The following is a 13,780-nucleotide window of genomic DNA, read 5'->3' as shown; positions in this document are numbered from 1 at the left end:
GAAAATGGGAGAGAATCCACTCATTTAAGCAATTATTTTTCTCCCGGCATCGATTTAGTAAACATTGCTTCTCATTGTAAGAAGCTTGCGTTAGAATCTGAGACGGTTTCTAGAGAAATCATTTATCCATATGATTATTATGGTCAAAATTGGATATAACTGATACGTAAATTTTAACCGTTTGTGAACAAGGGGGAGGTATGGCAGAGCATTTTACCAAGTCCGCAGCACGTAATATTTTCTATGGCGGTTCAATTTTCTTTCTGGTGGTTTTCACGCTTTTAACAGTTCACAGCCACTTCTATATCAAAAATGTTTCAACGGATGAATCCACTCTGACCGAGGCCGTTGTCAGAGGAAAGCATGTATGGGAGCGTCATTCCTGTATTAATTGTCATGCGCTACTGGGTGAGGGTGCTTACTTTGCCCCGGAATTAGGAAATGTGTGGGTTCGCTACGGAGGGCGGGAAAGCGCGGAAGGCGCGCGCATGGGCTTAAAAGCCTGGATGCGCGCCCAGCCTACAGGCGTAGCGGGGCGGCGGCAAATGCCACAGTTTAATCTGACAGAACAGGAACTGGATGACTTAATTGATTTTCTTGAATGGACGAGTCGTATCGATACACTGGGCTGGCCCCCAAATGATGCTGGCTGATTGCATGTACGATTTACTTAAGGAGATTCATGATGAAATATCAGACCCAGAAACTTGCTTATCCCTATTTTGTAGCTGCGCTGGCGTTATTCCTGGTTCAGGTATTAGCCGGGGTGCTTGCTGGCACCATTTACGTTTTTCCGAATTTTCTGTCAGAAGCCGTTCCTTTTCATATTATTCGAATGATACATACCAACGCTCTTCTGGTATGGCTGCTGCTAGGCTATTTTGGAGCCAGTTATTTTCTGATACCAGAAGAAAGTGAATGTGAAATCCATAGCCCCAAGCTAGCCTCGCTGCAGCTTGGGATCTTTGTGTTTGCCGCCTTAGCTGCCGTTGTCGGTTATCTTTTCGGGATCCATGAGGGGCGCGAGTTACTGGAGCAGCCTTTTTGGATCAAGATTCTGATGGTTATTGCTTTTTTATTGTTTATTTACAATGTAACGATGACGGTTCTTAAAGGGCGAAAAACCGTCGTTTCCATTGTTTTGCTGCTGGGTCTCTGGGGCGCTGCAATATTTTTCCTCTTTGCTTTTTACAATCCGGACAATCTGGCCTTGGATAAGCTGTACTGGTGGTGGGTTGTGCACGTCTGGGTTGAAGGGGTATGGGAATTGATTATGGCAGCCATGCTGGCCTTCTTATTGATTAAACTAACCGGTGTAGATCGTGAGGTGATAGAAAAGTGGCTTTACGTCATCGTTGGTTTCTCTCTGTTTAGTGGCTTGCTGGGAACCGGCCACCACTATTACTGGATAGGTACGCCGGAATACTGGCACTGGATTGGCGCAGTATTCTCGATTCTGGAAGTCGTGCCTTTTTTCGCTATGATCCTGTGGGCTTTTTATCTGGTTTATCAAAGCGGGCGCAACCATCCCAATAAAGCAGCAACACTCTGGAGCCTGGGCTGCCCGGTCATGGCTTTTTTTGGGGCAGGAATATTAGGTCTCATGCATAGTTTTCCATCGATCAATTACTATACCCATGGCACTCAGTTGACGGCGGCGCATGGGCACCTGGCTTTTTATGGCGCCTATGTGATGTTAAATCTGGCTTTCTTTACCTATGCTTTGCCTGCTTTACGGGGATTGCAGCCATTCAACCAGATTCTAAATATGTGGAGTTTCTGGTTCATGACAGGCGCCATGGTATTCATGACGCTGACGCTTGCGTTCGCGGGTATCTTACAGACCCATCTTCAGCGTGTGCTGGCGATGGGTTTTATGCAAATCCAGTCACAAATTGAATTGTTCTACTGGTTCCGGCTAGGGGCAGGTCTATGTTTCCTGATTGGAGCGGTACTCTTTATTTATTCAGCGCTGGGTCCCGTCCGGGAACAGGTGACGATTTCAAGGTATTCACAATCGCGCTCACAATAACAGTCATTGATCATGAGTCATTTCCAGCTTCAACAGGCATTACACGCACCAGCCGTGCTGCAAGAAGTCCCGTTTTATAAGCCAGTCGGTAATGAATGTACATTATTTGAAGTGGCTTATCGGCAGCAACTGCCGCTGCTGATCAAGGGACCAACGGGTTGTGGCAAAACCCGATTTATAGCCCATATGGCAGCTCGGCTGGGGCGTCCACTCCATACAGTTTCCTGTCACGATGACATGACCGCGGCTGATTTGACGGGGCGCTATCTTCTCAAAGGAGGCGAGACGGTATGGGTGGATGGCCCGTTGACACAAGCCGTGCGCACAGGCGGCATCTGTTATCTGGATGAAATCGTGGAGGCGCGCAAAGACGTCACCGTGGTGCTTCATCCACTGACAGATGATCGCCGGATTCTGCCGCTGGAGCGCACCGGTGAGATCCTGAAAGCACCGGACGGATTTATGCTGGTGGTATCCTATAATCCGGGTTATCAGAATATCCTGAAATCATTAAAGCCGAGTACGCGTCAGCGCTTTGTTTCCATCAGTTTTGATTTTGCCCCGCTTGAAGCAGAAGTCGAAATCGTATCCAGTGAAAGCGGCTTGCCTGTGGAACATTGCATACCCTTGGTGAATCTTGGGAAACGGTTACGGGCGCTGAAGGAGGTTGATCTGGAAGAAGTCGTGTCCACTCGTTTGCTCGTCTATTGTGCCATTCTGATTAAAAATGGATTGGATCCTTTCCAGGCGGCTGAAACTGCCCTGGTGGAACCGCTTTGTGATGATCTTGACGTCAAAGAAGGTTTGTTGGAACTGATACGTGCCACTTACGGCTAAAGTATGTGGGAATTCATCGAGCTGGAAGAGCAAATTGGCCGCTATTGGCACCACCTCGTCGGAAAGGCGGATAGCTACCCCTATTATCAAGAAGCCGCTGTCACGCTGGATTCGCTGCGTTCTGCGCTGAGTGTTTTTTTTAGAGGCCTGGGTGGCGCGCTTGGCATAGTTTTAGCAGCAGGGATGCCGCAATCATCAGGGCATCGCCTGAAACTGCGACAACGCCTGGGCATGGATCAGGAATGCCTGCCCCGGATAGAATGTAATGCCGAGCGGATGTTACTCCCTGCAACCATTGCGTGTTTTCCATCAGCCGCATTAAACCGGCGGCTTTATTTCTGGCTGGCTGCTTATTTTTCCGTAGCTGAAGATTCCTTCGGTGAGACGCTGAATGATCCATTGCAAGCTGATATCGCTTTTCTGCATAGCGCCTACTGGAACTGTTTAAAAGTAGTTGAGCGTTATCCCGGGCTTGCTCAGGATTATCAGCAACTCTGCAAGGCGCTGTGTGAGCAGCGACCGCATCGACTGCTTTCCGGGCAAGAGCAGGCAATCGAAATCGTCATCCAGGCATTATTAGGGAAGCATGGTTCAAATTCTCTCAGTAAAGCATTCTTACAGGCCGTCATGCGGCCTGAGCCTGATTTCCAACGCTGGCAAGCCGCGAAGCACTACCATACTTTCCTGCCCGTTCCTTTGTGGGGAGAAATCCATTCAAGTAAAACTTCATCAAGTGCGATGGCAGAGTCCTCAGATCAGGATGACGGCGGCAGTAGTCATCAGGAAAATGAGGATCATCGCAAGAAAAAGGGCCGAAGAGAAAAATACGAGCAAAGCGAACGGGATGATCCGCTGTTGCTGAATCGCTTTGAGAAACTCATGAGCTGGTCCGAAATGGTCAATGTTAATCGCGCTGTGCAGGATGACGATGAAGATGCCGCCAAGGAGGTCGCCGAGACGATCGAAGAAATCACGCTGAGTCCACATCAGCGCCAGGCTGCGACCAAGCTCAAATTTGATCTTGATCTTGCGCCAGACGACGTCAATCCGGCTATTCTGATTTCCGAATTGACTTATCCTGAATGGGATTATCGACGCAAAGATTATCATGCGCAACAATGCCGGGTTATTTTTCAGAATGCTGAGGAAGGAAATGAGTTATGGGTGCCTGATCTTGAAGCCAGGCGTCGTTTTCGTAAAATCCAGCGCCAATTTGAAACATTAAGGCCCCGTCGTGAGATTTTACGTAGCCAGCTGGACGGTGCTGAGTTGGATATGGATGCTCTGGTGCGTGCACACTGTGATTTCTTTGCTAATGGAAATGGTTCTGACCAAGTCTATCTAAAGGCGCGCCAGCAGGCTCGTGATCTGGCTGTAGCCATATTGGTGGATGTATCACTATCTACGGATAGCTGGATTAACGGTCGGCGTATTCTTGATATTGAGAAAGAGGCTTTGATCACACTGGCTTCCGGTCTGGCCATTTGTAGAGATGCCTTTGCGGTTTATACCTTCACTTCACGCAAAAGGCACTATGTACGGGTGGCTGCCGTGAAAGATTTTGATGAAGCCTTCAATAGTCAGGTATTGCGGCGCATTGCCGCCTTGCGTCCCGGTTACTACACCCGTATGGGCACGGCTTTGCGCCATGTCCGGCAGCTACTCAACAAGCGAACTGAACGTAACCGTCTTATTCTCTTGTTAAGCGATGGTAAACCCAACGATCTGGATTATTATGAAGGCCGTTACGGTATTGAAGATACCCGACAGGCAATTCTGGAAGCCCGGAGAGCAGGCCTTGCAGTTTTCGGCATTACGATAGATCGCAAGGCGCAGGATTATTTCCCTTATCTATTCGGTAAGGGGGGTTACGCCATTGTGGGCCGGCCTGATCGCCTTTCGCATGTTCTTCCTATTATTTACCAGCAATTGGTAGGATGACCAGTTGATCCTATAAAAGCATTGGGGGCGCGAATCAAGAAAAATAAGAGCGACGATTGGGGTTATTGTTTGCAAGGATAAGAATTCTTAGTTCTGGACCGCAGGTATGTGCTTTCAGCCTATTTGACTATCTGGCTCACGATCGCCCAACTCACATCAAAATACTTGCTGATCAATTTCGGATGTAAAGCCTGAGGGCTTGCTATGAATAATGCAACAGCATGTAATACAACAAAAAGATCAAGCGCTTTACATCATCCAAGTTAGAAAAAATTCCAAGTGTGAGAGGTGGTTTACTCTAAACTCTAATTCTATCGACAAAAATGAAGGAATTATGGCAGCCTATCAAACAGGTGACTACACGATAAAACAGATCGCAGACGAATTTGGGCTGCATTACACTACTGTCAGTCGAATCGTTAAGAAAGCAGAGAAAAGATAGATGTTATGTTTCAAGACTTAACCCCATTTTGTTCTAAGCTCTAATTATTTAACCTTATGAGGGGAAATGTCATGGCAACAATTAAACAGAAGATCGTTCCACATCTATGGTTCGACAAAGAAGCAAAGGAAGCAGCAAATTTCTACTGCTCTGTCTTTCCCGATTCAAGAATCACGAGCATCACTACGCTGCCCAACACGCCGTCGGGAGACTGCGATGTTGTTTCGTTTACGCTTTCCGGCCAGCCATTCATGGCGATCAGCGCTGGACCTTTGTTCAAGTTCAATGAGTCCATTTCCTTTATGGTCTATTGCGAGACACAAGAAGAATTGGACTACTACTGGGAAAAGCTTTCAGCTGTTCCGGAGGCTGAGCAGTGCGGCTGGCTCAAGGATAAGTATGGTCTCTCATGGCAGATCGTACCCACGATCATGGACAGAATAATGGAGGATCAAGATCCTGAACGATTGGCCCGAGTTACCCAAGCATTTCTCAAGATGAAGAAATTTGACCTCGCTGCGCTGCAAAGGGCATACGATGGAGATAAGCGAGAAAAGCAAAATTTTTGCTAACAACCGGTTGCAGGAGACGGCACTTTACACCGCCGCTGGAGGGAGCATTAGGCAGGAGAATGCGCATGAGTCTGCCTTCCGGCATATCGCCGCGGGACTATTGAATCGCCCCGGTTTCGCCGCAGCACATCCACCCTGCTATCCATATGCTCGACGGTTTGAAGCTGTCAGATCAAGTGTGAGCAACTGCATATTAAAGATGCTTATTCATGGTATGAATCCCAACCAAAAGGATTGGGGGCCAATCTTCTGCTATCCATCGAAGAGGCATTGGATCGTATCTCAAGGAACAAAATAGATAAACTACTTCTTTACCAAACCAGAATCACCCGGTAGTCGTTCACATTGGTGCGGGTGGGACCGGTGATGATCAAGTCATCGAGCCGTTCAAAGAAGGCATAGGCATCGTTGTCATTCAGCAGGGCAGTGGGATCGAGGCTGAGTGGTTGGGCGCGGGCAAGCGAGTCGGGGGTGAGGATGGCGCCGGCGTTTTGCTCGGTGCCGTCAATGCCATCGGTGTCACAGGCGAGTGCATAGATATCTTCCAGGCCATTCAGCGCGATGGCGAGCGACAGTAAAAATTCGGTATTGCGTCCTCCGCGGCCACGGCCTTTTACTGTCACGGTGGTTTCGCCACCGGAAATCAGCGCAACCGGTGATTTAAATGGCGCATTGTAGTAACGGATTTCTCTAGCCAGCGCGGCGTAGACTTTGGCCACTTCGCGCGCTTCACCGGTGACGGTATCGCCCAGTATCAGCGGGGTGATGTGGTGCGCGCGAAAAAATTGTGTGGCAGCCGCGAGCGACTGGTGTGCAGTGGCAATGACGCGGTTTTTCACGTTTCTGAAAACAGCATTCCCTGGCTTAGGGGTTTCGTCTTCGTCATGCTCGCTTCTTTTTTGCAGGATGGTCATCACAGAGGGTGCAACGTTGATCGCATATTGCTTGATCAGGGCGAGCGTGTCGGCGTATGTCGTCGGGTCAGGCGCACAAGGGCCTGAAGCCACATGAGTCGGGTTATCTCCCGTGACATCGGAAATAATCAGGCAATGGATCGGTGCATGGCAGGCGGCGGCCAGCCGGCCACCGAGAACGGCGGAGAGATGCTTGCGCACCGTGTTGATTTCCTGGATCGAGGCACCGCAAAGCAGTAATTGGTGGGTGATAGTCTTGAGTTCCTCCATCGACACGCCGGCAATCGGCATCGACAGCAGGCTTGATCCGCCGCCACTGAATAGACCGAGCAGCAGATCATCGGCGGTGAGCGCTTGCACCTTTTCCAGGATGGCTCGTGTGGCCAGTTCGCCGTGCTGATCGGGCAGCGGATGACCCGCTTCGACGACTTCAATTTTTCGGGTAGGCACACTGTGGCCATAACGCGTGATAACCCTGCCTTCCAGAGGCGCGTCCAAAGGCCAATGCATTTCCACTGCTTGGGCCATGGCTGCGGCAGCTTTGCCTGCGCCCACCACCAACGTGCGTCCTTTGGGTGGACTGGGGAGATGAGCAGGGACAATCTGCAACGGGTCGGCTGCGGCAAGCGCAGCCTGAAAACTGTTGAGCAGCAGTTCGCGTGGGTTCAAGCGGTTACCTTTGTGCTTGCGTAGCAAGCATCGGTTTCAAGTATTCACCCGTAACGCTGGCCGGGTTTTGTGCAATACTTTCCGGCGTGCCTTCAGCAATGATCTGGCCGCCGCCATAGCCTCCCTCGGGGCCAAGATCGATGATCCAGTCGGCTGTTTTAATCACATCGAGGTTATGTTCGATGACGACTACCGTATTGCCGTGGTCACGCAGCCGGTGCAGTACTTTCAGCAATAGATCGATATCCTGGAAATGGAGTCCGGTGGTGGGTTCATCCAGGATATATAGCGTGCGGCCAGTGTCGCGCTTGGACAGTTCCAGTGATAGTTTCACGCGCTGCGCTTCGCCCCCTGATAGAGTCGTAGCCGATTGTCCCAGGGTGATATAGCCCAATCCCACATCGAGCAAGGTTCGCAGCTTGCGCGCCACCACCGGCACGGAATCAAAAAAGGCAAAGGCGTTTTCCACGGTCATTTGCAGAATCTCGTTGATGTTTTTGCCTTTGTACTGAATTTCCAGCGTTTCGCGGTTGTAGCGCTTGCCGTGGCACACATCGCAGGAAACATAAATATCCGGCAGAAAGTGCATTTCCACCTTGATGACGCCATCGCCCTGGCAAGCTTCGCAGCGTCCGCCTTTGACGTTGAACGAAAAGCGCCCGGGATTATAGCCGCGCTCCCGCGCCTGCGGAACACCGGCAAACAATTCGCGGATCGGGGTAAACAGGCCGGTATAAGTGGCCGGATTGGAACGTGGTGTGCGTCCAATCGGTGTTTGATCCATATTGATCACTTTGTCAAAAAAGGCCATGCCATCCAGTTCTTGATAAGGCGCGGGTTCCGTGTTGCTGCCGTAGAGATGGCGCGCCACGGCGCAATATAGCGTGTCATTGATCAGCGTGGATTTGCCCGAGCCCGATACGCCAGTGACACAGACCAATAAGCCGACGGGGAGATTGAGTTCGACATTCTTCAGGTTGTTGCCCGATGCGCCCGTGATTTTCAGCATGCGCTCAGGATTGGGGGGAGTGCGGGCTAGTGGCGTCTGAATCGTTAATTTGCCGGCAAGATACTGGCCGGTCAGTGAGTCGGGGTTTTGCTGGATCGCTGCCGGGGTACCCTGAGCAATCACGCGGCCGCCATGTTCACCGGCGCCGGGGCCCATATCGACGACATGATCGGCCAGCAGAATGGCATCCTGATCATGTTCCACCACGATCACGCTATTGCCGAGATTGCGCAGATGCTGGAGGGTTTCCAGCAGGCGGCCATTGTCGCGCTGATGCAAGCCGATCGAAGGTTCATCGAGCACATACATGACGCCCGTCAGACCGGAGCCGATCTGGCTCGCCAGGCGGATGCGCTGGGATTCTCCGCCTGATAAGGTGTCGGCAGAGCGATCGAGTGACAGATAATCGAGTCCGACATTGTTGAGAAATTGCAGACGGCTGGCGATTTCCTGGATGATGCGCTCGGCGATCGCTTGCTTGTGTCCCGCCAGCGTCATCTGATCAAAAAACAGCTTGGCCTGCTTGAGCGGCCACGCGCTGATTTCATAGATGGTTTTTTCATCGACGTGCACATGGCGCGCTTCCCGGCATAAGCGCGTGCCTTCGCAATCAGGACAGGTACACGAGTTGATGAATTTCGCCAGTTCCTCGCGCACGGTTTGTGAATCGGTTTCCTTGTAGCGGCGCGTCAGATTGGGGATCACGCCTTCAAAGGGATGCTTTTGCTGAGAAGCCCGGTTACTTTCATTCAGGTAGGAGAACTGGATTTTCTCCTTGCCGGAGCCGTGCAGAATGATGTGCTGGATCTTTTCATCCAGCTGCTGGAAGGGCGCTTCCAGATCGAAATCATAATGCGTGGCCAGTGCTGTCAGCATCTGGAAGTAAAACTGATTGCGCCGGTCCCAATGCTTGATCGCACCGGAAGCCAATGACAAATGCGGAAAGGCGACAATCCGTGCTGGATCAAAGAAGGTAATCTGCCCCAGCCCATCGCATTTAGGGCAGGCGCCGACCGGGTTGTTGAAGGAAAACAGGCGCGGTTCCAGTTCGGACAGGGCATAGTTGCATACCGGGCAGCTGAATTTGGCAGAAAACAGATGTTCCTGGCCGGTATCCATTTCCACCGCCAGGGCGCGGCCATCGGCATGGCGCAGCGCGGTTTCGAACGATTCTGCCAATCGCTGCTTGGCGTCAGGCGAGACTTTCAGGCGGTCGATCACAACTTCGATGGTATGTTTCTTGTTTTTCTCCAGTTTCGGCAAATTATCGATTTCATAGGTTTCCCCATCAAGCCGCACGCGCACGAATCCCTGCGCACGCAGCTCATCGAACAAATCCAGTTGCTCGCCTTTGCGCCCAATGACACTAGGGGCGAGAATCATCAGCTTGGTGTCTTCCGGCAATTGCAGCACATGATCGACCATTTGCGAGACACTCTGTGCGGTCAGGATAATGCCGTGTTCCGGGCATTGCGGGTCGCCCGCGCGCGCAAACAACAAGCGCAGGTAATCATGAATCTCGGTGACGGTGCCAACGGTTGAGCGCGGATTATGCGAAGTGGCTTTCTGTTCGATGGCAATGGCAGGAGAGAGCCCCTCGATCAGATCGACATCCGGTTTTTCCATCAATTGCAGGAATTGCCGGGCATAGGCCGAAAGCGACTCGACATAGCGTCGCTGCCCTTCTGCATACAGTGTGTCAAATGCTAGTGAGGATTTACCGGAGCCGGATAAACCGGTAATGACGACGAGCTTGTTGCGTGGCAAATCGAGGTTGATATTTTTGAGATTATGCGTGCGGGCTCCGCGAATTTTGATCAGTTCCATCAGCTACCTAAGTATGGGTCAACCTGCTAATATACCCAATTTTCCAGTTTTCACACAATCTGGTTCATATCTGCGATGTCAATACCTGAAAAAATGTCCCCTGTAGAAATGCGCGCTTCTGTCGGCTTGGCCGGCGTTTATGGATTGCGCATGTTTGGCTTATTCATTATTTTGCCCGTTTTCGCACTTTTTGCGGAACATCTTCCCGGTGGCGATAATTACACCCTGGTAGGAGTTGCACTGGGCGCCTATGGGTTGACTCAGGCAATTCTGCAAATTCCGTTTGGCTGGATGTCTGATCGTATCGGACGTAAGCCTGTCATTTATTTAGGTCTGGTGCTATTCGCCATCGGCAGTTTCGTGGCAGCCACCGCCATTGATATTTACTGGATCATTGCCGGTCGTATTATTCAGGGTGCGGGTGCGATTTCCGCAGCGGTCATGGCGCTCGCCGCTGATCTGACCCGTGAGGAGCATCGCACCAAAGCTATGGCCATGATCGGCATGACCATTGGCGCCACTTTTGCGCTTTCAATGATGCTTGCTCCGCTTTTGAATCAGTGGATCGGGGTGCCCGGTATTTTCATCATGACGGGCGTATTGGCGATTGCGGCGATAGCCGTGGTTAACAAGGCGATTCCGGATCCCGTGATCAGCCGTTTTCATTCCGATACCGAAGTCTCCACCGGACGCTTTGCCAATGTCGTGAGCAATCCGCAATTATTGCGCCTGAATTACGGCATTTTCGCATTGCATGCGGTCTTGATGGCGCTGTGGCTGGTTATGCCGCTATCGCTGCGCGATGCGGGGCTGGCGGCAGAGCAGCATTGGCAGATGTATCTGCCCGTGATGGTGTTATCGGTCGTGCTGATGGTGCCGGCCATCATCTATGGTGAAAAGAAGGCCAAGCTCAAGCCCGTATTCGTCGCTGCAGTCGCCCTGCTGCTGACAGGGCAGATTCTGCTGGCGCTGATGCATCAATCTTTATGGGGAACGGCTGTGGCGCTGCTGGTTTTTTTTACTGCCTTCAATTTGCTGGAAGCCAGCCTGCCTTCACTGATTTCCAAGATCGCACCTGTTGGCGCCAAAGGCACGGCCATTGGAGTATACAGCAGCACCCAGTTTCTGGGAGCGTTTGTCGGCGCCAGCGCGGGCGGCTACTTGTATCAGCATTATGGCGTGTATGCGATCGCTGCCTTCTGCGTCCTATTGCTGATTACCTGGTTATACCTGGCAGTCACCATGGAAGCGCCAGCCGCCGTCCGTTCCAAAATGTATCATGTCGAAGAGATGGATGCGAATCAGGCTAGCGGGCTGTCGCGTGAACTGGCAGCATTGCCCGGTGTATATGAAGCACTGGTATTGGCCAATGAGCAGGTGGCCTATCTGAAAGTTGATCTCAAAGGGTTTGATGAAGAGAGAGTCGTCCAATTATTAAAGGGGAGCGCATAAATGGCATCAGTCAATAAAGTTATCCTGGTCGGAAACCTGGGGCGGGACCCGGAAGTACGCTATATGCCCAGCGGTGACGCCATGGCCAATCTGAATATCGCCACGACCGACACCTGGAAAGACAAGGGGGGCGAAAAACAGGAGCGAACCGAATGGCATCGCGTGGTGATGTTTGGTAAACAGGCCGAGATTGCGGGCGAATATCTTAAAAAAGGCTCACAAGTCTACATCGAGGGACGTCTGCAAACACGCAAATGGACGGATAAATCCAATATTGAGCGTTATACCACCGAAATCGTCGCTGATCGCATGCAAATGCTGGGCAGCCGTGCGGGCGGAGGCAATTTCGAATCCGCCGACCGAGAAAGTGAATATAGCAACAGTGCGAGCTATGCTGACAAACCTGCTAGTCAGAGCAAGACGGGCAGCGGGTTTGACGATCTGGAAGACGATATTCCATTTTAGCGGGTACTGCTGGCTATACGATTGTGTGCCATAAGCACCGTCATTCCGGCGCAGGCCGGAATCCAGAATAGGAGCTGAATAATCCAGCCCTGTGTCTATCTGTTGGCTAGTTAATCTGCAAGCTAACGGCTGATATCGAGGATTTTGAGTTGGGTTTATAACCTGAGAGGCCGTGAAAACGAAGTTTCGCTAAAACGGGGTTTTGCCAATAAATCTACTGAATAAATCTACTGTGCGTCCCAATCACTGCGTTGAGCAATACTCGTTTCCCGCCTATCTATTTGATAGGTGCTACGCTCAAACTCTGTTTCACCGAAAGGCGTCAGGCTGGTGTTATCGAAACTCGCTACGTTCGCTTCTTCATCTTTGCGTTCGGTCCGTCTTATTCCAAGGAAACCGAGCAGGCCGATGCCAACAAGAGCGAGCATGTCAGGCTCAGGAACAGCGGCGGCTGACGCTGCCTCGATGACAGTGCCGCTCAGGTTGAGCGTCAGGTAGTTATCAAAGAGATAGCGACTGGCGGATGCGCCAATATTTGCGTCTGACAAGCTGAGATGATAGGTTGCATTGAATGTTCCCGGATTGGAGGTGTCGATGAAGGCAAGGAAATCATTGTTATCTCCTGCTTCCAGGCCGAAAAATTGAGTCAGGTTAGTGGTCAGTACCGAGGTATGCCCAGCACCACTGATAAGATCCAGATCCAGTCCGGCACGTTCACCTAACAGATTAAACAGATTGAAGCTGAGTGAAGCAACGGGGTCTCCTGCATAGAGATGACCAAAGTTTAGATTGAGCTCTGTTACCACCGAGTCTGCGGCAAAAGAGGCTTGCGCGTGTTGCAAATAGTTATATACCAGGCTGTAGCTGGTAGTAAGATCAGTCAGGTAAGAAGGGTCGTTATTGACATTCGAGCTGCTGATACTCGCCGTCAGCGTTTCGCCAGGTAGGCCCCCATGACTCCGATTCGCAATCAGTGAGGTATCAACCTGCGTATTTAAGCTGCCTGACCCAACCCAACTGTTAAGAGCTGTACTATTGGTGATGGTTTGTGAAGGGGAAAGCCAGGAACTGGATGTGCCATCGTTTGGGCCGTTGTGCTTGGATGCGGTATTCAGAGCGCCAGACACATTCAGCCCGTCGATTCCATGCCATATAGTGCTCACCGTTGCGGTGCCTCCTGTAGGCGTACTGCCGTCAGCACGCAAGTAGGTGGAGCTGCTGCCGGGTGTTATGGTTGCGGTGACACTCGTCAGCACGCCATAGCTCGAATTAAATTGGCTGATGACAGGGCTTGCGGATTGGCTGGTATTCACAAAACTTGAGCTGGTGGTGCTATCCGAGACACTCAGATTGGCGCCGCTTAGCAGGATGTTGCCACCCGTTACGGTTGTGGTGAGAGGAATGGCTTGCACGCTAGCGCTAAATGCTAAAGCCACGGCCAGTATCACGGGCTTAAAGGGGGTTCTTAGAGGCGCCATTTATAAAATACTCCTGTTGGTTACACAATGTCAGCCATTGTGGCCAATTACCCATACTGCGCCTATCGTACCGAGGTACATCGTACTTTGGTCTAATCTGGGAGCAGCATGATTCGATGAGCGAATGAACGTAAGTCACGAG

At 51.2% G+C, this 13,780-nt stretch carries 11 protein-coding genes; 8 read left to right on the top strand and 3 right to left on the bottom strand.

Annotated elements, in window-relative coordinates; translation table 11 throughout:
• Positions 1–200 precede the first annotated feature (200 nt).
• From BLP80_RS00425 to BLP80_RS00400, 6 genes are all read left to right on the top strand, one after another.
• Positions 201–653: a c-type cytochrome gene (locus tag BLP80_RS00425; RefSeq protein ID WP_090539025.1), complete on the top strand. Its 453-nt coding sequence runs from the start codon at positions 201–203 to the stop codon at positions 651–653.
• A 32-nt stretch (positions 654–685) separates the two neighbouring features.
• Positions 686–2,032, top strand: coding sequence for a cbb3-type cytochrome c oxidase subunit I (locus BLP80_RS00420; protein WP_090539022.1), 1,347 nt, complete (start codon positions 686–688; stop codon positions 2,030–2,032).
• A 12-nt stretch (positions 2,033–2,044) separates the two neighbouring features.
• Positions 2,045–2,869: a CbbQ/NirQ/NorQ/GpvN family protein gene (locus BLP80_RS00415; protein WP_090539020.1), complete on the top strand. Its 825-nt coding sequence runs from the start codon at positions 2,045–2,047 to the stop codon at positions 2,867–2,869.
• A 3-nt stretch (positions 2,870–2,872) separates the two neighbouring features.
• Positions 2,873–4,810, top strand: a complete 1,938-nt coding sequence (locus BLP80_RS00410) for a nitric oxide reductase activation protein NorD (protein ID WP_090539018.1) — start codon at positions 2,873–2,875, stop codon at positions 4,808–4,810.
• 211 nt (positions 4,811–5,021) lie between these two features.
• Positions 5,022–5,252, top strand: a complete 231-nt coding sequence (locus tag BLP80_RS00405; protein WP_090539016.1) for a MarR family transcriptional regulator — start codon at positions 5,022–5,024, stop codon at positions 5,250–5,252.
• A gap of 71 nt (positions 5,253–5,323) precedes the next feature.
• Complete coding sequence (locus BLP80_RS00400) at positions 5,324–5,824, top strand: VOC family protein (RefSeq protein ID WP_090539014.1); 501 nt, start codon at positions 5,324–5,326, stop codon at positions 5,822–5,824.
• Positions 5,825–6,135: 311 nt separating this feature from the next.
• On the opposite strand, the gene BLP80_RS00395 is transcribed toward BLP80_RS00400, so the two are convergent.
• Both BLP80_RS00395 and uvrA read right to left on the bottom strand, forming a co-directional pair.
• A complete protein-coding gene (locus BLP80_RS00395; protein ID WP_090539219.1) occupies positions 6,136–7,407 on the bottom strand; it encodes a glycerate kinase type-2 family protein in 1,272 nt (423 codons plus the stop codon).
• A 4-nt stretch (positions 7,408–7,411) separates the two neighbouring features.
• Complete coding sequence (gene uvrA / locus BLP80_RS00390; protein WP_090539012.1) at positions 7,412–10,243, bottom strand: excinuclease ABC subunit UvrA; 2,832 nt, start codon at positions 10,241–10,243, stop codon at positions 7,412–7,414.
• A 93-nt stretch (positions 10,244–10,336) separates the two neighbouring features.
• On the opposite strand from uvrA, the gene BLP80_RS00385 reads away from it, so the two are divergent.
• The gene (locus BLP80_RS00385; RefSeq protein ID WP_090539217.1) at positions 10,337–11,695 is read left to right on the top strand and encodes an MFS transporter; all 1,359 of its coding nucleotides are present in this window, start codon (positions 10,337–10,339) and stop codon (positions 11,693–11,695) included.
• Entirely contained in the window at positions 11,696–12,160 is a 465-nt protein-coding gene (gene ssb / locus BLP80_RS00380; RefSeq protein ID WP_090539010.1) for a single-stranded DNA-binding protein, read from the top strand.
• A gap of 227 nt (positions 12,161–12,387) precedes the next feature.
• Here ssb and BLP80_RS00375 read toward each other — a convergent pair whose 3' ends face one another.
• Positions 12,388–13,638, bottom strand: a complete 1,251-nt coding sequence (locus tag BLP80_RS00375; protein ID WP_090539008.1) for a PEP-CTERM sorting domain-containing protein — start codon at positions 13,636–13,638, stop codon at positions 12,388–12,390.
• Positions 13,639–13,780: the final 142 nt, after the last annotated feature.

The organism is Nitrosomonas sp. Nm132, assembly GCF_900100485.1.
Lineage (GTDB): Bacteria > Pseudomonadota > Gammaproteobacteria > Burkholderiales > Nitrosomonadaceae > Nitrosomonas.
This window is presented reverse-complemented; position numbering and strand designations above follow the sequence as displayed.